The sequence below is a fragment of the Trueperella sp. LYQ141 genome (genome assembly GCF_046599555.1).
GTDB lineage: Bacteria > Actinomycetota > Actinomycetes > Actinomycetales > Actinomycetaceae > Trueperella.
Window position 1 is genome coordinate 1 of sequence record NZ_JBKIWQ010000010.1, and the last position, 20,990, is coordinate 20,990.

Below are 20,990 nucleotides of genomic sequence, written 5' to 3' on the forward strand. Positions count from 1 at the left end.
AATCCCGACAAAAGCAACACAATTTGTCCGACCAATTAGTTGACTACAACCAACTAAAACCCCCACTTTCGCGCATCAACACAACGAAAAACCCGAAAAATAGCAACACATTTTGTCCTATAACCCGCATATTTATCTCTGCGGGGCGTGACCAGCATAAAGCGCGGAAATAAAAGACGGGGCCGCACAAAGGCGACCCCTTATTCCACGTGCATGTGCGAGGAGCACGCACGTGGACTCTTATTACATCGCGTCACGTCGCGCTTGGCGGCGCAACGCTAGTTCATCTACTATAGCGCTATTTTCGGCATGTTCGGCGGGAATTTCCGAAAGTTCACACTCAATTTCTCGCCACACTCGACCAACTGCGATGCCGAAAACCCCTTGACCGCCGTTAATCAAATCAATAACTTCATCGTCTGACGTGCACAAATACACAGAAGCGCCATCGCTCATCAAGGTAATTGACGCCAGATCTGCTACCCCATAGGACTCTAGCTGAGCAATAGCTTTACGCAGTTGCTGTAGTGAAATGCCAGTATCCAACAGGCGCTTAATGACTTTTAGGACGAGAACATCGCGGAAAGAATATAGCCGTTGCGAACCAGATCCATGAGCTGAGCGGATCGTCGGTTCTACTAAACCAATACGATCCCAGTAATCTAGCTGGCGGTAGGTAATCCCCAAGGCGCGGCAAATCGCCGGACCGCGGTATCCGCAGTCAGCATCCTGATGAGAAGTTTGTTCGCCAAACAGCATCCCCTGCGTAAGTTGCGGATGAACGTTGCGTGCTGCTGCGTCGCTCACGTCCCCTCCTTCATTCGTGTGTCTCCGCAGTGCGCCTATCCTGCGTGGATTGCGCCATTGCGAAGTTGAGTTTCGCTCAGTGTGTCGTATAGCCGTGTCTCAAGTATAACTTTAACTATTGCGTTCTTAGCGAAGCTCCACGTCAATATTTTCAAAAAGTAATGCACGATACAGATGTGACAGCATTCCAGCGAATTCTGCAGATTCGTTGGCAACCCGTTCGCGTGCTACCGGCGTGTTTCGAGCACGCTCAGTAGCCAATAGTTGCACGACATTAACAGCGTGCGCATGTGCGGCCGTGCGAACCTGCCGCAAACTCCGCAAATCCATCCCCTGCTCAGTTAACATCATGGCATAGCGCACGATATCAACAGCTTGAGCAGTCAAACGCCCACGAGCGTCAGTTTGCAGAAAACCAATAGCGATATATTCCTCAATATCTGCTAGTGACGCGCCAGTAAGCGAAGCTAATTCATCCTTATGCAAACGAGCACCCGGACTTGGACGCACCACTTCCCCACTGGAAACAGCTCTCATACGAGCTGGATGCTCCCGAGCAACCAAGCCCATATCCAACTGCCGAAGCATCTCCTTGATCTGCGGCAAGCTCACATACCTATCCCGCTGCTCAATAAGAATAAACCGCAAGCGCTCAACATCTGCCGAAGAAAATAACCGCTGGTTTGATTCCGTTCGATGCGGCTCAATCAGCCCTTGAGACTCAAAATACCGCACCTTTGAGGCTGCCAAAAACGGAAATTCCCCCTGCAATTGCGCAATAAGCTCACCAATCTTCAACGTGGGCACATGAGAAACCTCATGCGGCCAAGAAAAAGCTCCCTGCGGTGAACGAGCAGCAGAAACTGAAAATGCTGGCGTCATTAGCTGACCTTAGGTGCTGAGTAGAACGTTAGCTGGAACTTACCGATACGAACCTCGTCTCCGTCTTCCAGCTTTGCCTCTTCCACCTGCTCCATATTGACGTATGTGCCATTAAGTGAACCAGAATCTCGTACAAAGAAATCCTGACCAGAACGCAACAACAGCGCATGTTTACGCGAGACGGTCACATCATCAAGGAAAATATCCGACTTCGGATGCCGCCCAACCGTCGTAGAATCGGCATTCAACAAGAAACGAGCACCCATATTCGGACCAGCAACCGAAATCAACAGCGCCGACGTTGCTGGCAACGCTTTGATGGTTGCAATATCTTCAGCATCAAGACCATGACGCGCTGGCTGATAATCAACGCTAGCAGCACTAACGGCTGTTAATCGTGAGGTTGACGTCGGATCTTGACCGTGCGGGTGAACCTCGTAATCTGCCATTGGAATGCTCCTCGTATCTTCGTTCCTTTAACTGTATCCGACGACGCTGCTCGTGTCATGGCGGATCTCATTTTGTTCACGGATTGACAAAGCCTGCACTACCACACGTGCTTAGGCAGTGGCTCGATACGCCCGCTGAGCACGCAACATACGCAGATGATCGTCATGGCAATCCAGAATGACCTTACGTAAAGCCGGTGCCGCATCCACTGAGTTCAGCCACTGCCTAGCCGCACGCTCTTGCACATTCTCCTCGCCCGGCACATCGTCACTAAAGGGATACAAGCCATAAATAATGCGCTCGGCAATCTCTTGAGAATGATCTGCCCAAACCTGATTTACCATAGCGAAATAATCGCCTACTGCCGCACAACGTTCCGCATAACGCAACGGCTTCACCATAGCGTCAATCAAAGCGGAAACGTGGTCATTAGAAAGCTTTCCCCCACGAATCTCAGCAAATGCGTGAGCACAATGCCCAGGCAACGACGCAACAGCCTCACGATGTGCAACGACATCACAGGCTGCTCCGGTGCGTGCCAACTGCGCATCCAGTTCTGCCTGGTCTATTGCGTCAATCGCCGCCAACGCCGTCAGATACTTCCACTGCACGTCAGCATCGGTAACTGAACTGAGAATTGCGCGTAACTGTTCAGCCCGATGCGGCAGTGACTCCCCAATACGGGCTAATATCCGAGTCCAAATCAGTCGGGAATCACCTGTGGCCTCCTCACGCACAGCACAGCCACGAGTGAAGAACTCGTCAAGTAACTGCGTGCGAACCTGGCAATCCGTAAACGAGCGCAAGGCACTTAATGCAGTACTCAGGCGAGTATTAAGGAGATCAGACGGAGTATCCGGCGCGGAATTCAGCACAAAATTCAGATAGGTGCTCGGATCGAGGCGCCCGTCGCGCACCATATTCCACAACGTTCCACTCAGCACCGAACGAGACAGCGGATTATCCAGCTCACATTCTAAAGCAGCCGCAACAGACTGCGGATCCAAAGCAATCTTGATATACGACAGGGATTCGTCATTTGCTAAGAGCAACTCACAATCACGACCGCCTAACTCCTCCCACGGCACAACGACGCTATCGACCAGCTCAATCTCGCAACTCCCACGGCGCGTCAGGTTACGCGAGTCTCCCTCCTCGCCACCAGTGCAACGAGTCCATCGGGAAAGACGCAGACGGTGTGGACGACGAATCGGCGTGGCAGTGAGCGGGTCATCACCAATCTGAGTCAGGCGCACACCAGATTCTTCCCGTTCAATTTGAACCGTGGAGACGCCTGCTGTTTCCAACCACTGCGCCGCCCAGGTGCGAACGTCTCTGCCGGATACGCTCGATAAAGCGTCAAGGAAATCAGCGAGGGTGGCGTTTGCAAACTCGTGTTTCCGGAAAAGCTGACGAGCACCGGCGAAAAAGGCTTCTTCCCCAACCCAGGCAACAAGTTGACGCAAGACAGCCGCGCCCTTTGCATAGGTGATCCCATCAAAAGCTTGATCAGCAGCCTCTAAGTCTGGAATATCAGCCACAATAGGATGGGTTGTTGGGTACTGGTCATTCTTCAAGGCCCACATCAGCCGACTACCGGCAAAATTCTCCCATGCTTCAACGTATTGAGTGGCCTGAACGCTGGCCCACGCTCCCATAAATTCGGCAAAAGACTCTTTCAACCACAGATCATCCCACCACTGCGGAGTAACTAAATCTCCAAACCACATGTGGCTCATCTCGTGCAGGATAGTGTTTGCTCGTCCAGCGCGTTGCGCACGGGTGGACTCCCCGCGGAAGATATACGAATCTTCACAGAAGGTCACACAGCCAGGATTCTCCATTGCTCCGAGGTTGTACTCCGGAACGAAAACCGAATCGTACTTCCCCCACGGATAGGGATAGTCAAAGGTGTGCGGCAATAATCGCAGACCTTGCTTCGTCACCGTCGATATATCATCGAAATCGAAGTATTGTGCCAAGGTTTTCCGGCAATAGAACCCTAGATCAATCTGTTGCCCATCAACATCTACCTGGTCAGTGAAACGATGATATGGACCAGCAATGAAGGCCGTGAGATAGGTAGACATCCGCTTCGTCTGGGCGAACGAATGACGCTGACAGGCCATTCCGGCGCTATTAGCCTCACAGGATTCGACGTGAATAGCGCTGCGATTGGATAACGCGATCCAATGTGCCGGAGCTGCAATGCTGATAGTGAACTGGGCCTTCATATCGGGTTGCTCAATATTAGGAAATACCCGACGAGCATCGGCAGGCTCGAATTGGCTGTAAAGATACGTCTCGTTATCTTCTGGATCCGTGAAGCGATGTAGGCCTTCCCCACTTGTGGAATACACCCCACGTGCTCGCACGGATACGGAATGATCCCCGCTAGGTAACTGTACGGCGATACGCGCCCCGTCAAAAACGATCGGCTGCGGTATGCCGTCAATGGCAACCGCGCTTACCTCATGACCGACGAAATCGAGAAAGGTATCACATGCCGTATCACAATGCAGATTAATACGGGAAAGAACGTCAAAATACGGGGTATCCAGGACCGCATCTCGCACGTCCAGATCAATGAAATACTCGTGGATGTTGACGTGTTGAGCGCGCTGTTGAGCCTCAAGACGGGAAAGATTATCATTCACCTCCCCATTTAATCGCGCATATTTCGATGATGCAAAACTAATGTGATGTCACATTGCCGATAGGAATTACATTTTGGTTACACGCCCGACGTCAGATAAGATGAGAGGCGTCGTACGGGCTATAGCGCAGTTTGGTAGCGCACTTGACTGGGGGTCAAGGGGTCGTGGGTTCAAATCCCGCTAGCCCGACGAAAAGCCCTGAATCACTAGGAAAAGTGGTTCAGGGCTTTCTGTTTTAGAAGTGAGGGGGGGTAAAAGAGATCTAAAATGAAAAGATTCCCGAGGCCTCACCCAACGGCATGCCATCTCGTGCCGCTGCTGTTTATAAAGATCTTCTTTCCATTCTCAACGCATTACCTATACGCCCGTGGGCTTGCAGTACGGGTTCTTGTGCGCGGGTCGCAAGCGGCCCCGAGTAGCTTTCTCTGGAGCTCAGTGAGCTCTTGTGCGCGCTGCTATTGGGGTGCAGTAATTCTGCCCTGGTCAAGCCGTTACCGAACATACGCAATCTTCTGATACATAGCATCAGCAGCAACCGCCTCTAACGCAATCAATACGTCGATATACCGAGTTGGCTAGCGTATCGGCGTCGCAAAGAGCGAGGCAGTATAAGCCACGTATTGGGCGCATATATACATGTGGTGGGGAAAGAAAACCTTTCCCCACCACATCAAGCAAAATTAGCTTGCGTATTACTTCTGACGGCTAGCGCGCAACGTGAGGACTGCTCCCCCTGCGATCAACATCGCTGCGAAGATCGCAACGAACAAAACGCTCGCGCCAGTGTGTGATAGCCCAGGTGCGGGCTTTGCCTCAGGGGCAACCAGCTTCAGCGGCTTAGCAACCACAACATCTGGGGATGTTCCCGTTACCTCTACACGGTATAGCCCCAACGCCAAAGCAGCGTCCAACGGAAGGTTCACTCGGAACGTACCGTCTGCAGAAGCTGTAAGGGTCTGAGAGAAGGCCGGTTTCGCCGGCTGTGCCGAATTATCCGGATTCGTCATCGGCGTCAGGCGCAATACAAGCTGCTGATTCGGGGCGAATCCGCTACCGGAAACCGCGATGGCCTGCCCAGGTGACGCCTGTGCGGGCACATCCAAGCTGGGATTAATCGTCGGTGCCGGTGGAACAACATCTGCTCCTTTAACCGTCAACTGCGTTGTCGCAGGAGCCTTTGACGTCGTCCCCAGTGCCTGAATCGTGTACGTGCCAGGAGCCAAATCGCCAGGAACCGTGAAGGTAAAGGTTACGTCGCCCTTCTCATCTGCTGGCCACTTGCCGATCGGGAATGGATCAGTAGCTCCGCTCGCATCATTGGCCCGCGGAATCATAATGACAAAGTCGATGTCCTCGTCTGCAGCAAAACCAGTTCCCGTAATAGTAACGGGGGTCTTAACTGCAACCGGATCCGACGGGCCAGTGATCTTTGGTGCGTAGCTCGGAGGCTCTGGCTGTACGGGTGCTACCGAAATAGGAGCACACTTCGCCTGCGGCAAAGCCTCGGAACGTAAACCAAATTCCGTGATAGACGGGGCTGGTGAATCCGGATCTACCAACAGGCGCAGCCCGGTAACATTTCCACCCGTGATTGGCCATGCAAAGAACGGGCTATCCGCGGAGACGGTACCGAGGTCCGTCCATTCCCCACTACCCTGCTTAATCTGCGCCTTGCCCTTTGCCGTACCTAGTAGCACGGCAGCTTTTGCATCCTGGGCAGACGTCGGCGTGTAAGTAAGATGACCACCCTTCTCAGGTACTCCGGTAGCAAGCATCGCCGTATTGAGGTTTGCGTCAAAAGCCATCGGCGCTTCAGCGCCCACCTGCAGCGGAAGATCCGTTGTCATCGGCATTCCACCAGAGATAGCGAAAATGATTTCCCGGATCTGCCACCACTTATTAGACTTGACGGCCGATTCAAAACGCACGTAACGCATCTCCTTCGGCTGATCGAGCTTAATTTCTACCTTTGCCAGATCGTTGTACGTTCCGATTTCATCCCACTTCTGACCGTCAATGGAGGATTTAACCTTCATAGAGGTCACCACGTCGCCGCCGGTATCCGTATCGGATTTCCCTTGGTGCAACACAATGGCGGAAACCGACTTCGTTGCCTGCAAATCAACCTGGACACCCTGACCAACATCGGGGCTCGCATTGGACCAGTACATTGTCTCAGTATTGCCATCGAGCATATTCTCTGGCACATATTTATCGTAATGTCCGAAATCACTCTTAACTGTTGGGGCAGCGCCAAGATCAACAGCCTTCAAATCGAGGAGTTTCTCCAGAGAGCTCTTCGCTCCATCGACCATCTCATCAAACTTGCCGTCGCCAACCTTAGGGATAATCGACTTTTCTTTCAAAACGAAGTTTGAATCCATGTCATCAACTGCTGGTTGACGAGCGGTGTTAACGTGCTGGCGCATACTCGCATACGCCTCGGCCGCAGCCTTCATATCCGTACACTGCGCCGCTTCCCGCACATCCAATGCCTTCAACGAGGCCTCTGCCCATTCGGCAGCCGCACGAATCCACGGTTCAGCGTCGTTATAGAATCCCGGAACAGCCATCTTCTTCAGCGTTTCCGGAGCCTGACGGATAACCTCAAGGCGCTTGGCCAGTTGCTGCTTGGCAGTGGTCAAGGAGGCGGTATTCGAGATCACCCCGTCAGTACCCAAATGCTTTTCATACTCAGCTAGATCAACGCTGAGCTTCGGTGCTCGCTTGGAATCTGGATCATGGGATTCCCAGTACTGGTTTAGATCCACAAAAGCATCGAGGATCTCATGGACCTTAGGATCTGTGCCTGCCAGCTCGCGCAAAATCGCTTCTTGTGAGGAATCCGCTTTGAATCCTGGCGTATTCCAGGTGTAATCAGCAAAACCTTGGAGTGCAATCCAGGAGGCATAGGGCTGGATCATTGGATTTGAGGTGAATCCGTCCAACACCTCATGCAGGGTTTGATCTCGCCCAAACAGTGGCTGGAGGAATAGTCGGTTACGATCGCCATCGTTGACGGGGAAGTTATCCCAAATAAACATGTGATGCGTGTTGTAGGTGACGAGAGCGCTATCAACGGAAGATCGAGTTACTTCCTTGGAGAACACACCTTCACCCGTCCACTGCATCCGGATGTCTTTATCAAGACGTTCACCTTGTGCCGTCTTAAATGGATCACGTGCGGAACCATTGTAGTTAGTTGGAACCATCATCAGCGGATTGAGCTTATTCGGAACAATCCACTCCTTCTGGATCTTGTTCAAGTAGTAGCTCTGCGCATCTGCTAACTGGGTCCACGGACCGCGTGAGGGGAAAGCCGCGAAATCTTCCTGGCACTTCAGGTACGGGCTAATATCGTCAAGCGCCACATAGAAAGAATGCACACCAATGCTACGCAGTTGCTCAAACTTATTGATCGTCGCCGTGTAATCTTCTTGCTTCGAATAGCAAATATCGTTACCCGGAGAGATCGCAAAGACGAAATCTAAGTGATAGCGGTTGGCCTGATCGACCAGTTCGCGAATCTTTGCTAGCTCTGCGTCTGGGTAGGGCGCGCGCCATTGGGCACGCAGGTAGCGATCATCTTTCGGCGTGTAGATATAGGTGTTCATCTTGTGCTTTGCCGAGAACTCCAACATATCTAGCCGAGCTTGATGCGACCACGGCTGCCCATAGAAGCCTTCAATGACACCACGGATCGGCATTGACGGCCAATCACGGACGGTACCCGTCAGCGAGCCTCCATTGAGCATCTGCCGCGCGGTTTGAGTTCCGTAGTATGTTCCGGCAGCATCTTTTCCTTCAATGATCACCGTGGGAACGCCGTCAATGAGCGCTGTGGTTAACACGTACCCATTTGCGACCAAAGCTGAGGAGTTCTCAACATTAGCCTTTTTCAGAGCGTCGGCGACGGCAGGATCACCAAGAGTGCCAATAATAACTCGTGCAGCAGCATCATCAGTTGCGATCGTGCCTCCTGCAGCACGAACGAGCTCCTGGATACTTTCTGCGGTTGCTGCGTCTGCCATGCCGGTACCCGTGACCGCCACTGTTCCCGATAATGCAACCGGAGTCGCTGACGCAGCCACAGATTGCGGCGTGGGCAAAATCTGTGACGTGGAAGCTGAATCATCTGCATGTGCTGGCGCAGCACTGCCGACTAGCCCTGAATAGAGCGTACCAAAAGCAAGTGCGCCGGCCGTGATTACAGATAGCAATGAACGTGCTCGTTTCATAACCTCATTGTTTCTGTCGTAGCAGTAAAGGACTCTCCCATCTTAGTGCCCGCTTGTGACAGTAACAACACTGTTAAATAAGGCAAAAGCAGCAACTCCGACTGATTACTGAGGGTTTTCCGACATTCGTGGACTAACCTGACACAGCCTCTAAAGCGGTAAGTCTGTTTCTGTTTCTCTCGCCTTAAACAGGACGTATTTTTGGCGTATTTACTCTGCTAGCGCATAGCTAGCCGTTAATTAAACCCCTTTTGTTATCGTTAAATAATCTGGGCAGCGTTTACTGTCACTTAGCCTTAAGTCCCATATCCTTACGACGAGTGACGTATCGACCAGCAGAACTACTGCCCCTAACTGGAAAGAAAAATTAGTGAACAATACCGAAGATATTGGAGATACTGAGCAAGATATCGAGCCGCGTTTCGATCTACATCATGAAGTAGTAACACCGTGGCAACACAGCGAGATAATCGATGACCACCACGTGCGTATCTTCTTTGCTGTTGGTTCACCGCGCTGTTTTGGGGCGCGCACAATCCTTGAAGAAACCGAGTCTGCGATACGGATTGCTGTAGTCTGCGGGCTTATCCCCGATAGCCCATCAGCGTGCACACTGGAACTGTTATACGTTTCCGCACTAGTTCATACACAAATGCCTATTGGCAATCGCCCGATACTACCACTTGAGCATCCTTATGGATTACATACCGACGAAGAAGCGGCGAGAGACGGCAACCTCAAATAGTACCTGGAAGCGTGCATGTATGTATGTGGTGTTGGGGCCGCGCTGTTCTTGCGCAGCCCCAACACCATACAGCACCAATTGCCTAACAGTTAGCCGCTGCTAACTTGCTGCTTAGCACACCCTGCAGCTACGACATCGCGACCTTTCGGCGAATACGCACGGCGCACAGTCCACTACCAACGAGCAGAACTGCCAGTGCAGCAATCGCCATACCGGCAAGCTGCGCGCCGGTATGCGGCAAAGCACTAGGCGCTTCATGAGAGGCAATCACCTGTTCGCCTGACTGTGGTGAGCTACCTGGCGCAGGCTGCGGTTGCGGCGCAGGCACCGGACGATCTGGGGAGGGATTCGGTTGTGGTGCAGGTGACGGCGTCGGTTGATTCTCCGCAGCCATTACCTGAAGTTCCCAGATGCCCGGCGAACCTTCACCCTCATGGGCGCCCCAGGATTGCATAACAACCCGCAACGCCGAGGTAGTAACCGGCGCAAACTTCACAGTATTAAACACATCGCGCTCCCGCGCATAAGATTGCCCTGGATCGAGAACTACATCAACCCATTGATCCCCCTGCTGATACTGAATCTTCCACTCACGTGGCGGAATCATACCGGCATTGGCCTCATCAGGAGAATCACTAAACCACCACACCGCAGCCGATCCAACGGTAACTGCCTGCGGCCACTGCAAGGTGGCGGAGATCTCCCCTACCTGTGGCCAAGTTCCCCACTCTTTACCGCGCAAAGCTGGATCAGCCACGCCCGGAGCCATCGTCCCGTCATTCAACCCCGACACGGTATTCCAACTCGCAGTAAATGACGCAGATGGGCTGGCATAGGGTGCGATATTGCCGGTCATTGGCGCGCTCGGATCAAAAGGAATGGTCAACTCTCCGGAAGCGATATTGCCCGCACGATCGAAGACGTGATAGCCCAATACGTGCTGCATGCCGTCTGGCGGGGCAATCTCCGCTCCTACATCACCTGAGTGCCACGGCCCATTATCAAAGCGATACATCATTGAATGAACCCCAGAGAGCTCGTCATGAGCATTCACAACTGCTGAGCGGCCACGCAATTGTGCCTCCGCCGTCGGCGCCACCGTATCAATGCGCACACTCTGGCTTACCGACGAGGAGGTATTGCCGTGACGATCACGCGCAATGGCGGTAATCGTATGCGTCCCGTCACCCGTAATTGACACGCAGTGCTGGTGAGCTGGTTCCTGCGCTACCCAGGGCTGAGCATCCACAGTGCCAGAATATGACAGCGCGTAATCCTGGTCATCATTTCCTAAAGCACACATCGGTACGGCAGTGCGATACCACCCGTCGGCACTCGCCTGCACAATAGTGCCCAAAGCCAAGGTTGGCGCCTGCGTATCCGGGGTATCCGGCTGTTGCCCCGAAGCCGTTACCGTCACATCCTGCGTCACATAACTCGTGTCATATCCGAGGACTCGCCCGCGAACCGTAAACTGACCAGGTTGGGCATAAGACGCAGGATCAATCTTCTCCCAGCGCACTGACCGCCATTGCTCTCCGAGACGAATCCCCTCAGGCATAGGTGGCGGCGTGCCGACCTTAGTTACCACCGGAGAAAGCTGCGGGCTACCCGTCGGTGCAGCATATACTTCCCACTCTGAGATGGAAACCGAATGATAATACGGACCTTCCGCTTCACCAGTTAAGGTCATGCGCAATGCATATGCGGTCACTGGCTCAGCAAAATCAATCTGATTCCAGGTATCCACTTCGCGCGGAGTGCTTCGTAACGCAACGGGATGCCAGTTACCGTCAGTGCCCAAATAATCCACAGTGTAGGACGCGGGCGGGCGAATCCAGTTCCCATCGCGATGGAACATTGCTCCCATGCCGGTGATCGTCACCGCACTATCCCACGAGTAAAGCACCCAATCGGAAGGAACTGTATTCGTTACCCCGCGATAGTTCCCCCACTGATCTGGTGGCAATAACGCTGCAGGTGCCCGCCCGTCATTCAGTGCGGCAAGGCGCATAGGCGGCTGCTCGGTAAACGACGCCGCTACCTCGCGGGCATCTGGGGCAATATTCGTTGTTAACCGCCATGCTGGATCGTCTGCTCGCGTCGGGGTAACACGGTTGATTTTGTCGCCATTCCACGTCACTTCATCAATGGCGACAGAACGGCGGAAGTGACCACCGTTAACCGCGTCTTTGGTCTGGTAAGTGACGTACCAATGCCCCTTAAATTCGATGAGTGCCGGATGCATTGTTGTTGCGGATGTGCCACCCACAATCACATCTTGGAAAGTCCATGGGCCGCGGGGATTTTTCGAGGTCGCGTAGGCGATACAGGCCTGATAGTTCGACGGAGTACACTGCGATCCGCCCTTCTTCCAGTCATATAACAGGTAGTAGGTATCGCCCTTTTTCGTTATCCACGGGGCTTCGAAGAACGAATCCAGACCCGTCATTGTCTGAATATCCCCCACCCGAGTCACCATATCGGGGGCGAGCTCCACTACTCGGGCGGTGTACCACGATCCCCAATACAGATACGTATGGTCGCCGTCTATTAATACATGCGGATCAATGATTTCCTGCCCGTTCGTCGCATCTCCAAAGACATCTCGCCAAGCGAGCAGTGGCTTGCCAATGGCATCGCGCCACGGCCCCACAGGAGAATCAGAGACAGCTACACCGATCGCCATACGGTTAGGCACAGACGTATCTTGCGATTCAATAGGAACGTACCAGTAGTACTTGCCGTCGCGCCCCTTAACCGTTTGCCCAGCATACGCTCCCTTACCGGAAGCCCAGCTAAAGACCTCAGCAGGGCGCAGATTGCCTTCCCAGATATCCCAATGCCCACCGGCAACATCACTCGTTGACATGACCACGTACTCCGTCATGTCAAACGATCCGTAATCCGGCGCCGCGCTATCTCGACCGGCGTAGATGTAGAGCCGATCCCCGTCCACAAGCATCGCTGCATCGGCTGTATATAGCGATCCGTCCCGAATGATTGGGTTACCGTCTGAGGTAATGGAACGGGTAGGCGCAGGTGGCGTCTGCCCAGAATCCGCTGCTGCTACGCTGACGCCGCCTATTCCTGATAGCAGGAAGGCTGCAGTGGTGGCGAGGAAACGGCGAGAAAAACGTGCACTCATTTCATTCTCATTTCACAACCGGGAACAACCTTGTTCACCTGGCACTTTAGCATTCCCACTAATAAAACGAAAGCCCTTTCGGATAGTGATACTGCGGCGTCAGCAACTACTAGATCCAGGCGCCGACGCAAGGCGCAGAATATTGCTTTCCACCACACCAGCACAGGTACACATACCTAATAAATCGCACCGGCATATTACAGATATAACTTATAGCCCTATTATTGGGCATCTTGCTCCGATTCGTGCCGACCTGTCATAGACAAGCCAGTAGCACAGCACATAATGCCTACCAAAAACACAACTTTTGCCACAGTTACCGGCTCATTACCGCGCACAATCGCATAAATGACCGTCAAGGCACTGCCAATCGCCGTCCATACTGCATAGGCCGTCCCCGTCGGAATAAACCGCATTGCGCGCGCCAAGCCCAACAGAGAAACAACCATAGCCACTGCGCATATCACCAGGGGAATCGGGCGAGTAAAACCAGCAGAGGCTCCCAGTGCACTCGCCCAAATGGCCTCACAAACACCAGATAAGCCCAGAATTACCCACGGCATCATCAGGACACAACCTTCAAACCGATGACACAAGCCACCAAGGCAAGCAGCAGCCCGATTCGTATAATTGAGGCCTTCTCCTCGCCAGTAACAAGGGAATACCCAACCGTCATAGAGGCGCCGGTAGCCGTCCACACTGCATAGGCCGTCCCCGTCGGGATAGAACGCATCGCGAAACCCAAACCCGCAATAGAGACGACCGAAGCACCCACGAAGATAAGCGTCGGCCATAATCGGCGAAATCCTGCACAGCGGCTTAAAGCCACCGCCCAGATCGTTTCACACATCCCAGAACCGACGAGAATAACCCAATCCATAAATATCTAAAAATTACGCGGACTATCTACGCGGATTATCGCTTACGCCGTTCCCGGGCACGCACGGCAATTTCAACTGGCGACCCCGTGAAATCGTATTGCTCACGCAACCGCCGCTCAATGAAACGACGATACCCATGATCGAGATGCCCAGTAGTGAACAAGACGAAGCGAGGTGGCTGCACACTGACCTGCGTCGCAAACAAAATACGCGGCTGACGCCCACCCCGCACAGGATGCGGATGAGCAGAAATCAATTCCCCCAACGTCGAATTCAACTGCCCGGTGGCGATACGCTTATCCCACGATTCCAAGGCCTTCTCCATCGTACGAGTCAAACGATTCGTATGCCAGCCAGTTTTCGCAGAGATATTAATCCGTTCAACCCACGGCATCTGCACTAATTCGCGTTCAATCTCCCGATCAAGGTAGCGGCGCCGCTCCTCATCAACAAGATCCCACTTATTACAAATCAGGACCATAGCGCGACCGGCATCAATGACGCTTTGCATCACCTTCAGATCTTGATCGGTGATCTCCACAGAAGCGTCAATTAACACCAATGCTAATTCGGCACTGTCAATCGCCCGCTGCGTCCGTAAAGACGCATAGTAATCTGCCCCGCGCTGCAAGTGAACCCGACGCCGAATACCTGCAGTATCAACAAACGTCCAGGCCTGACCATCAAGTTCGATAAGCTCATCAACTGGATCTCGCGTCGTGCCAGCGAGATCATCCACAACAACTCGATTTTGCCCAGCTAGCATATTGAGCAGTGACGATTTCCCGACGTTCGGGCGCCCCACTAAAGCCACTCGACGAGGGCCCTCCCCTGGGCGTTCATAATTGACCTGGGACTGCCTCGGTAAAATTCGCATTGCCTGATCAAGAAGATCACCAGAGCCTCGCCCATGCAACGCCGAAACCGGAAACGGTTCACCCAGCCCTAAAGCCCACAAATATGCCGCATCTGCTTCCTGTTGTGGAGAATCGACCTTGTTCGCGGCTAATACAACAGGTTTTCCCGAACGACGAATGAGATCCACAATGTGCTCATCTGCATCAGTAACCCCAACCGTCGCGTCAACAACCAGAAGTACTGCGTCCGCATTCTCGATAGCGATCTCAGACTGCACTGCCACTGAGCGGTCAATCCCCGTGACGTCAATCTCCCATCCCCCAGTGTCAACCACCGTGAAATCTCGGTCGGCCCACTGCGCGTCGTAATACACCCGATCTCTCGTCACCCCAGGCGTATCCTGCACTACCGCAACCCGTTTACCGACAATGCGGTTCACCAACGTCGATTTACCAACATTGGGGCGACCGACAATCGCTAACACCGGACGCGGAGCAACCGCGGCATGTTCTACTAGCTCATAATCATCTGCCAGGAGGGCGTAATCGTCTTCATCAAGCTCGTAATCATCCAGGCTGGCCCGCATCATGTCATAGCGGCGGTCATCTAATTCTTCAGTCACGGTACTTCTCCGGAATCAAGGAAATAACAGCATCGACGACCTCATCAATTGTGAGGTTTGACGAATCTATCGTGACGACACCATCTTCGGCAGTAATAAAGTTCGACACGGTCGAATCTTGTTGATCGCGACGAATGATCTCATCGCGAGTTGCAGCAATCGCCTGCTCATCGGCTGATCCCTGATTCTCTAACGCGCGGCGAGCCAACCGAGCCTGCTCTGAAGCTGTCAGTAACACTCGTACCGGCGCTTGCGGAGCAACAACCGTCGTTATATCGCGACCTTCCGCAACAATACCGCGCCCGTTTGCATATCCCGCAGGTGTTTGTTCAGCGGCGATAATATCTTGTTGAGCCTGCGCTAATTCAGCTCGGACCGCCAGATTAACTGCCACTTGAGAAACCACCTTTGATAGCGCAGAAGTACGGATCTCCTCCGTAATATCGACACCATCACAGATAAAACGCTGAGCACACGGATCCAGTTCAATAGCTAACGGCATCTCGGATACAGCAGCTACAACAGCGTCGTGATCCGAAAGCGGAATCCCGTTATGCAATGCCCACCAGGTTGCCGCACGGAACATTGCTCCCGTATCCAGATATGCCAAGCCAAGTCGATGTGCAACCGCTTTCGCCACTGTTGATTTTCCTGACCCTGATGGGCCATCAATGGCAATAACTAACGCCGCTTTCGTTTCACTCATCACTACTCGCCATCCTCGCGAATCCAGACCCCGTTCCAATGGGGCAACCTGATGCGGGTGTACGGAAATAATAACCCGACCCACTGGCTGACGTGCCGAATGTTCAATCTCGACATCTTCAATATTGACCCCGATCTCGCCAATCTCAGCAAATAGCCGACCGAGCATTCCTGGCTCATCGGGAATAAGTACCGTGACCTCACCGTAATGCGCACGGGCGCCACCATGCTTACCAGGAATCCGCCCAACTCCGCGATTCCCGTCAGCAATCACCGCAGAAATACGATCTAACCGAGCCGGTTCTGCGGTTAACCCCGCAATCACCGCTACCAGACGGGCATGAATATCCTGTAAAATCCGCACGATTTCACGTCGGTTCCCCTGGATGATTGCCGTCCACAGCAACGGATCAGATTCGGCAATGCGCGTCACGTCCCGCAAACCTTGCCCAGCTAAATCTAAAGCATGCGACGGTGCCTCACACAGTGCGGCCGCCACCAAAGAACTCATTATCTGAGGCATGTGGGAGATCAGCGCAACAGCCTGATCGTGCTCCTGTGCATCTAGCTCAATCGGAGTCGCGCCCATATCAATGACAAGACCGCGAGCTATCTGACGAGTATGCGCCGAGTGTCGTTCATCCGAGATAACTACCCACGGACGCCCCACGAACAAATCCGAATCTGCTGCGATCGCTCCAGAGCGCTCCCGACCTGCCATCGGATGTGAACCAATCCAGCGATTCGCCTGCGCATGTGTGGCAATCTCCTGAGCAATAACGGTTTTCACCGACGCCACATCCATCACCACAGCTTGCGGGAAACGATCTAAGGCATGGCACACCACTCGAGCTGTCACATCCGGTGGGACCGCGACAATGACGAGCTGCGGATCAGTTGCGGCAGCGCAACTGCCAGCACCTAAATCATGCGCAAGCTGCACGGCAACAGGAGAGGCATCCTCTAAAAAGACCTGCACCCCTGCTCGGCGCAATCGCAATGCAATGGACGTCCCTAACAATCCAGCACCAATGACAAGTACTGGTGACGGGGTAAGTAAGGCTTCCATTACAGATCCACCAGGGACATTAACGCGCCCAATTCGGAACCACCCACAGTACGCACCTGCCCCGGCTTTAACCGCCCAATAGGAATATTGGCAAATTGAGTGCGCACCAGTTCAATGACCGGATGCCCGACCTCTTCCAACATGCGTCGCACAATGCGATTACGGCCAGAATGTAGCGTTATTTCAATAATGGATGACTTCGCGCCTACCTCTCGGATAACAACCCGATCAGCCTGAATCGGCCCATCATCCAAGGTGATCCCATTTTCCAGAACACGCGGCAGACCCCGAGCAACCGCCCCCATTACCCGAGCGATATACGTCTTAGATACCTCAAAGGATGGATGGGTAAGCCGGTGTGCCAGTTCCCCGTCGTTGGTCAGCAATAAAATACCTTCGGTATCCACATCAAGACGCCCCACATGAAAAAGCCGTTGCGAGCGATCAGCAACATAGTGGGCCAGGCACGGGCGACCTTGATCGTCGTTCATTGTAGAAACGACGCCACGTTCTTTATACAGCGCTAACGTCACCTTGGAATCATCAAGCTGTACTCGGTTACCATCGACATGAATGATGGCAGTTTCCGGATCGACGCGGATACCTAGCTGACGAACAATAACATTATTGACGCTCACTCGCCCACTGGCGATGAGTTCCTCACACGCCCGACGCGATCCTACTCCGGCATGGGCAAGAACTTTCTGCAAGCGTTCCCCGCTTGGTTCATGCACATTGTGCGCAGTGCGGCTCATCGCATCTCCTTTTCAATATCGTCTAATATGGCGTCATCTGGCAGGTAGGGCGCCAAAGGTGCTAACTCGTCTAACGAGTTCATCCCCATTTTCTCAAGAAAGAGTGCGGTTGTGCCAAATAACCCAGCGCCAGTTGCAGCGGTCGTTCCCACCTGCTCCACTAATCCGCGAGTGACCAAGGTGCGCACCACTGAATCCACCTCTACCCCGCGAATTGCGGCGATTTGTGCTCGGGTGATGGGCTGACGATAGGCGATAACTGCGAGAGTCTCCAAGGCGGGAACCGATAGTCGGGCTGATTGACCGGCAGTGACGAATTCCCCAACGATCTGGGCATATCGCGGATCAGAATACATTCGCCAGCCGCCCGCGGCTTCTCGAAGCTGAAATCCCCGCTCATCAGCACAGTACTGTGCTTGCATGGAACGCAATAAAGCGTCAGTATCTGCTTCACTGGCTTCAATCGCCTGTGCAAGCCGCGTAACAGATACCGGCTCTGGCGCCACCATAAGGATCGCTTCCAGTGCCCCACGTTGAAATTTATTCATCGTCTTTTCCTACTCGAATGACAAATAACGGTTGCAACGGCCCTTCTTGTTCCACTCGAATTTCGCGATCACGCAGCAGTTCTAAGAGTGCCAAAAATCGGGAAATGACTGTGGGGATTGAGCGGGCGTCTCGGCACAACTCCGTAAAACTCACCCGATCTCCTCGCACTAACCGTTGGCGCAGATATGCCACCTGGGTATCTACCGGGACGAGTGGATCGTGAAGATGGTCCATCATGACTTCGGTGGGCTGACGAGTGAACGGACGTGCTGCCAAGATCGCCAAATCCACGACCGTCAACGGCAACTCCACTTCTGGTAATAATGCGCGAAATTCATCTTCCATTGGGACGATCCGAGCATAGGCCAGAGATTGCTCAGATAACCGCTGGGCAATATCCATCGATACGTCTTTGAACGCCCGATATTGCAATAGTTTTGCAAACAGCACATCGCGCGCCCCCAATAATTCGAGATCTTCTTCCTCGTCCTCATCGTGGGGCAACAATCGCGCCGCTTTCAGATCAAGCAATGTGGCTGCAACCACGAGAAACTGTGAGAGCTGGGAAATATCTGCGTCGTCTTGCGCCTGGATAAAAGCCAGAAATTCGTCTGTTACCTCTGCTAAGGCAATCTCGGTAATATCAAGTTTTTTCTTGGTAATCAGCGATAGCAGGACGGCAAAAGGCCCCGAAAACACATCGAGATCAACTGCGAACTCATCAGAGCTAAACAGATCTTCGCGAATCGGCGCGCTCACTACGGCGCACCACCTCGCGAAATAAGCTCCCGAGCTAGGCGCAAGTAGGCTTGCGCGCCCTTTGAGTTCGGGTCATAGCTGGTGATCGGTTCCGCAGCTACCGTCGCGTCGGGGAAACGGACGGTTCGCGGAATCTGCGTATCGAATACGCGATCACCGAACTGTTGCCGAATTGTGGAGATTACCTCGCGGGCGTGAAGTGTGCGAGTATCAACCATCGTCAGCAACACGCCATCAATTTCCAACTGCGGGTTAAGCCGATCTTGGACGCGCTCAATCTGATCCACCAGCAACGCGACGCCGCGCATAGCGAAGAACTCTGCTTCCAGAGGAATAATGACGCCATGAGCAGCCGTCAGCGCATTCACCGTCAGCAAGCCTAAAGAGGGCTGGCAATCGACGATGATAACGTCGTATTCCCCGAGGACTGGACGCAGAACCCGCATAAGGGATTGCTCCCGCGCGACCTCGTTAATGAGCTGGATCTCCGCCGCCGATAGCTCGATATTCGCCGGCAATAGATCCAGGTTTTCGGAAATAGGATGGATAATACGGGTGACATCCGGTTTCGTGGCCACCATTTCGTTATATAGCGTGCGGTCCAGCGCCATCGTATTGACGCCTAAACCGGCGGATGCCGCTCCTTGAGGGTCAAAATCGACCACTAAAACCCGCCGCCCGTATTCCGCAAGACCAGCCGCAAGATTGATGGAGGTCGTCGTCTTTCCGACGCCACCTTTCTGGTTGCACATGGCGATAATCCGAGCTGGCCCATGCGTGTTGAGGTCACCGGGTAGCGGGAAGTCACGCTCCGGATCTAGTTCATTGAAAAGATCTGTCTGTACTGGTGTCACATATCTAATCTACCGGATTACGCCCCCGAGGTATGCATGGCACGGGGATGGGCCGAAATATATGTTTCGCGTAACGTCTCTCGGGTGACTTTTGTGTATATCTGTGTGGTAGTCACCGAGGAATGGCCGAGCATCTCTTGCACTATGCGTACATCCGCCCCGCCTTGTAATAAATGAGTGGCAAAGGAATGACGGAATGTGTGCGGAGAAATACCAGGTATTCCAGCACGCTCAGCGATCGCGTGAATGGCTATCCATGCCGATTGCCGAGTGAGTGGGTTGCCGCGTTTATTCAAGAAAATAGCGGTGTTGCCGCGCCCGCGGCAGGCTAGTGCTGGCCGACCGCGCACCAGGTATGCCTCTATTGCGTCAATGGCATATCTGCCTAAGGGTAAGACGCGCTCTTTGCGACCCTTACCAAAGAGTCGAATACTGGCTGTCGTTAAATCAATATCATCGGCAGTCAATCCCACTGCCTCCGAGATACGAGCACCTGTGCCATAGAGAATCTCTAATAGGGCGCGGTCGCGCAGCGATATTGGTGTATCTGACGCGCTGGCAGTATCTAAAAGCTGGGTCATCTGGTCAATGGTGATAGCTTTCGGCAGACGCTGCCCTTGTTTAGGAGGATGCAGATCTGTTGTGGGATCGCTGGGAGTACGGCCTTCTGCGAATAAAAACTCATGTAAGCGGCGAATGGCGGTAACCATGCGCGCAACAGAGGATGCAGCCATCGGTTTGCGCCCGTCTGCCCCGCATAGATAATCCACAAAGGCAGCCGCATCCTCGGCTGTTACCTCGGCAAAGGCGTGTCGTTGACGGGCACATAAATGATTGACGTAGTGGCTCAGATCGCGCTGGTAAGCAGCTATCGTATTCGGCGATAGCGAGCGTTCTACGCTTAAATGCGCCAGATACTGGCGGATGTCGCGTTCAAATAACGCGGTGGAATCATCCGCCTTGAGATTACTCCCCACATTTCGCACTTTAGTCACCTCTTTAGGCACGTTA

At 53.3% G+C, this 20,990-nt stretch carries 16 protein-coding genes and 1 tRNA gene; 2 read left to right on the forward strand and 15 right to left on the reverse strand.

Annotation, left to right across the window (positions count from 1 at the left end):
• Window positions 1-243: 243 nt before the first annotated feature.
• The 4 genes from ACLHIJ_RS07505 to pepN form a co-directional block, all read right to left on the reverse strand.
• Window positions 244-759 (reverse strand): MerR family transcriptional regulator, encoded by a 516-nt coding sequence (locus ACLHIJ_RS07505; protein WP_411296360.1) that lies wholly within the window; start codon window positions 757-759, stop codon window positions 244-246.
• 174 nt (window positions 760-933) lie between these two features.
• The gene (locus ACLHIJ_RS07510; protein ID WP_411296329.1) at window positions 934-1,689 is read right to left on the reverse strand and encodes a MerR family transcriptional regulator; all 756 of its coding nucleotides are present in this window, start codon (window positions 1,687-1,689) and stop codon (window positions 934-936) included.
• Entirely contained in the window at window positions 1,689-2,138 is a 450-nt protein-coding gene (locus ACLHIJ_RS07515) for an FHA domain-containing protein (RefSeq protein ID WP_411296330.1), read from the reverse strand. The genes ACLHIJ_RS07510 and ACLHIJ_RS07515 overlap by 1 nt, the downstream gene beginning before the upstream one ends.
• Before the next feature lie 111 nt (window positions 2,139-2,249).
• A complete protein-coding gene (gene pepN, locus ACLHIJ_RS07520; RefSeq protein ID WP_411296331.1) occupies window positions 2,250-4,796 on the reverse strand; it encodes an aminopeptidase N in 2,547 nt (848 codons plus the stop codon).
• A 115-nt stretch (window positions 4,797-4,911) separates the two neighbouring features.
• Here pepN and ACLHIJ_RS07525 point away from each other — a divergent pair.
• Window positions 4,912-4,985, forward strand: a tRNA-Pro gene (locus ACLHIJ_RS07525).
• A 503-nt stretch (window positions 4,986-5,488) separates the two neighbouring features.
• Here the strand turns inward: ACLHIJ_RS07525 and ACLHIJ_RS07530 are convergent.
• Window positions 5,489-9,034 carry a beta-N-acetylglucosaminidase domain-containing protein gene (locus ACLHIJ_RS07530; protein ID WP_411298861.1) on the reverse strand — a complete coding sequence of 1,182 codons (3,546 nt, stop codon included), beginning with the start codon at window positions 9,032-9,034 and terminating at the stop codon, window positions 5,489-5,491.
• Window positions 9,035-9,404: 370 nt separating this feature from the next.
• On the opposite strand from ACLHIJ_RS07530, the gene ACLHIJ_RS07535 reads away from it, so the two are divergent.
• On the forward strand, window positions 9,405-9,779 hold the full coding sequence (locus tag ACLHIJ_RS07535; protein WP_411296333.1) for a hypothetical protein: 375 nt from the start codon (window positions 9,405-9,407) through the stop codon (window positions 9,777-9,779).
• A 127-nt stretch (window positions 9,780-9,906) separates the two neighbouring features.
• On the opposite strand, the gene ACLHIJ_RS07540 is transcribed toward ACLHIJ_RS07535, so the two are convergent.
• The 10 genes from ACLHIJ_RS07540 to xerD form a co-directional block, all read right to left on the reverse strand.
• Window positions 9,907-12,927: a family 43 glycosylhydrolase gene (locus ACLHIJ_RS07540; protein WP_411298862.1), complete on the reverse strand. Its 3,021-nt coding sequence runs from the start codon at window positions 12,925-12,927 to the stop codon at window positions 9,907-9,909.
• 221 nt (window positions 12,928-13,148) lie between these two features.
• Window positions 13,149-13,493, reverse strand: coding sequence for a DMT family transporter (locus ACLHIJ_RS07545; RefSeq protein ID WP_411296335.1), 345 nt, complete (start codon window positions 13,491-13,493; stop codon window positions 13,149-13,151).
• Entirely contained in the window at window positions 13,493-13,807 is a 315-nt protein-coding gene (locus ACLHIJ_RS07550; RefSeq protein WP_411298863.1) for a DMT family transporter, read from the reverse strand. Before ACLHIJ_RS07550 ends, ACLHIJ_RS07545 begins: the two co-directional genes overlap by 1 nt.
• Window positions 13,808-13,842: 35 nt before the next feature.
• Window positions 13,843-15,255 (reverse strand): ribosome biogenesis GTPase Der, encoded by a 1,413-nt coding sequence (gene der / locus ACLHIJ_RS07555; RefSeq protein ID WP_411298894.1) that lies wholly within the window; start codon window positions 15,253-15,255, stop codon window positions 13,843-13,845.
• 25 nt (window positions 15,256-15,280) lie between these two features.
• The gene (locus tag ACLHIJ_RS07560; protein ID WP_411298864.1) at window positions 15,281-17,062 is read right to left on the reverse strand and encodes a prephenate dehydrogenase; all 1,782 of its coding nucleotides are present in this window, start codon (window positions 17,060-17,062) and stop codon (window positions 15,281-15,283) included.
• Complete coding sequence (locus tag ACLHIJ_RS07565; RefSeq protein WP_411296338.1) at window positions 17,062-17,817, reverse strand: pseudouridine synthase; 756 nt, start codon at window positions 17,815-17,817, stop codon at window positions 17,062-17,064. Before ACLHIJ_RS07565 ends, ACLHIJ_RS07560 begins: the two co-directional genes overlap by 1 nt.
• A complete protein-coding gene (gene scpB, locus ACLHIJ_RS07570) occupies window positions 17,814-18,365 on the reverse strand; it encodes an SMC-Scp complex subunit ScpB (protein WP_411298865.1) in 552 nt (183 codons plus the stop codon). Before scpB ends, ACLHIJ_RS07565 begins: the two co-directional genes overlap by 4 nt.
• The gene (locus tag ACLHIJ_RS07575; RefSeq protein ID WP_411296340.1) at window positions 18,358-19,125 is read right to left on the reverse strand and encodes a segregation and condensation protein A; all 768 of its coding nucleotides are present in this window, start codon (window positions 19,123-19,125) and stop codon (window positions 18,358-18,360) included. The genes scpB and ACLHIJ_RS07575 overlap by 8 nt, the downstream gene beginning before the upstream one ends.
• A complete protein-coding gene (locus ACLHIJ_RS07580) occupies window positions 19,125-19,979 on the reverse strand; it encodes a ParA family protein (protein WP_411296341.1) in 855 nt (284 codons plus the stop codon). Before ACLHIJ_RS07580 ends, ACLHIJ_RS07575 begins: the two co-directional genes overlap by 1 nt.
• A 17-nt stretch (window positions 19,980-19,996) precedes the next feature.
• Window positions 19,997-20,956, reverse strand: coding sequence for a site-specific tyrosine recombinase XerD (gene xerD, locus ACLHIJ_RS07585; protein ID WP_411298866.1), 960 nt, complete (start codon window positions 20,954-20,956; stop codon window positions 19,997-19,999).
• Window positions 20,957-20,990: the final 34 nt, after the last annotated feature.

Coding starts and splice junctions, on each gene's coding strand:
- ACLHIJ_RS07505 (WP_411296360.1), bottom strand. CDS start 759: ATGCTGTTTGGCGAACAAACTTCTCATCAGGATGCTGACTGCGGATAC.
- ACLHIJ_RS07510 (WP_411296329.1), bottom strand. CDS start 1,689: ATGACGCCAGCATTTTCAGTTTCTGCTGCTCGTTCACCGCAGGGAGCT.
- ACLHIJ_RS07515 (WP_411296330.1), bottom strand. CDS start 2,138: ATGGCAGATTACGAGGTTCACCCGCACGGTCAAGATCCGACGTCAACC.
- ACLHIJ_RS07530 (WP_411298861.1), bottom strand. CDS start 9,034: ATGAAACGAGCACGTTCATTGCTATCTGTAATCACGGCCGGCGCACTT.
- ACLHIJ_RS07540 (WP_411298862.1), bottom strand. CDS start 12,927: ATGAGTGCACGTTTTTCTCGCCGTTTCCTCGCCACCACTGCAGCCTTC.
- ACLHIJ_RS07545 (WP_411296335.1), bottom strand. CDS start 13,493: ATGATGCCGTGGGTAATTCTGGGCTTATCTGGTGTTTGTGAGGCCATT.
- ACLHIJ_RS07550 (WP_411298863.1), bottom strand. CDS start 13,807: ATGGATTGGGTTATTCTCGTCGGTTCTGGGATGTGTGAAACGATCTGG.
- der (WP_411298894.1), bottom strand. CDS start 15,255: ATGATGCGGGCCAGCCTGGATGATTACGAGCTTGATGAAGACGATTAC.
- ACLHIJ_RS07560 (WP_411298864.1), bottom strand. CDS start 17,062: ATGGAAGCCTTACTTACCCCGTCACCAGTACTTGTCATTGGTGCTGGA.
- ACLHIJ_RS07565 (WP_411296338.1), bottom strand. CDS start 17,817: ATGAGCCGCACTGCGCACAATGTGCATGAACCAAGCGGGGAACGCTTG.
- scpB (WP_411298865.1), bottom strand. CDS start 18,365: ATGAATAAATTTCAACGTGGGGCACTGGAAGCGATCCTTATGGTGGCG.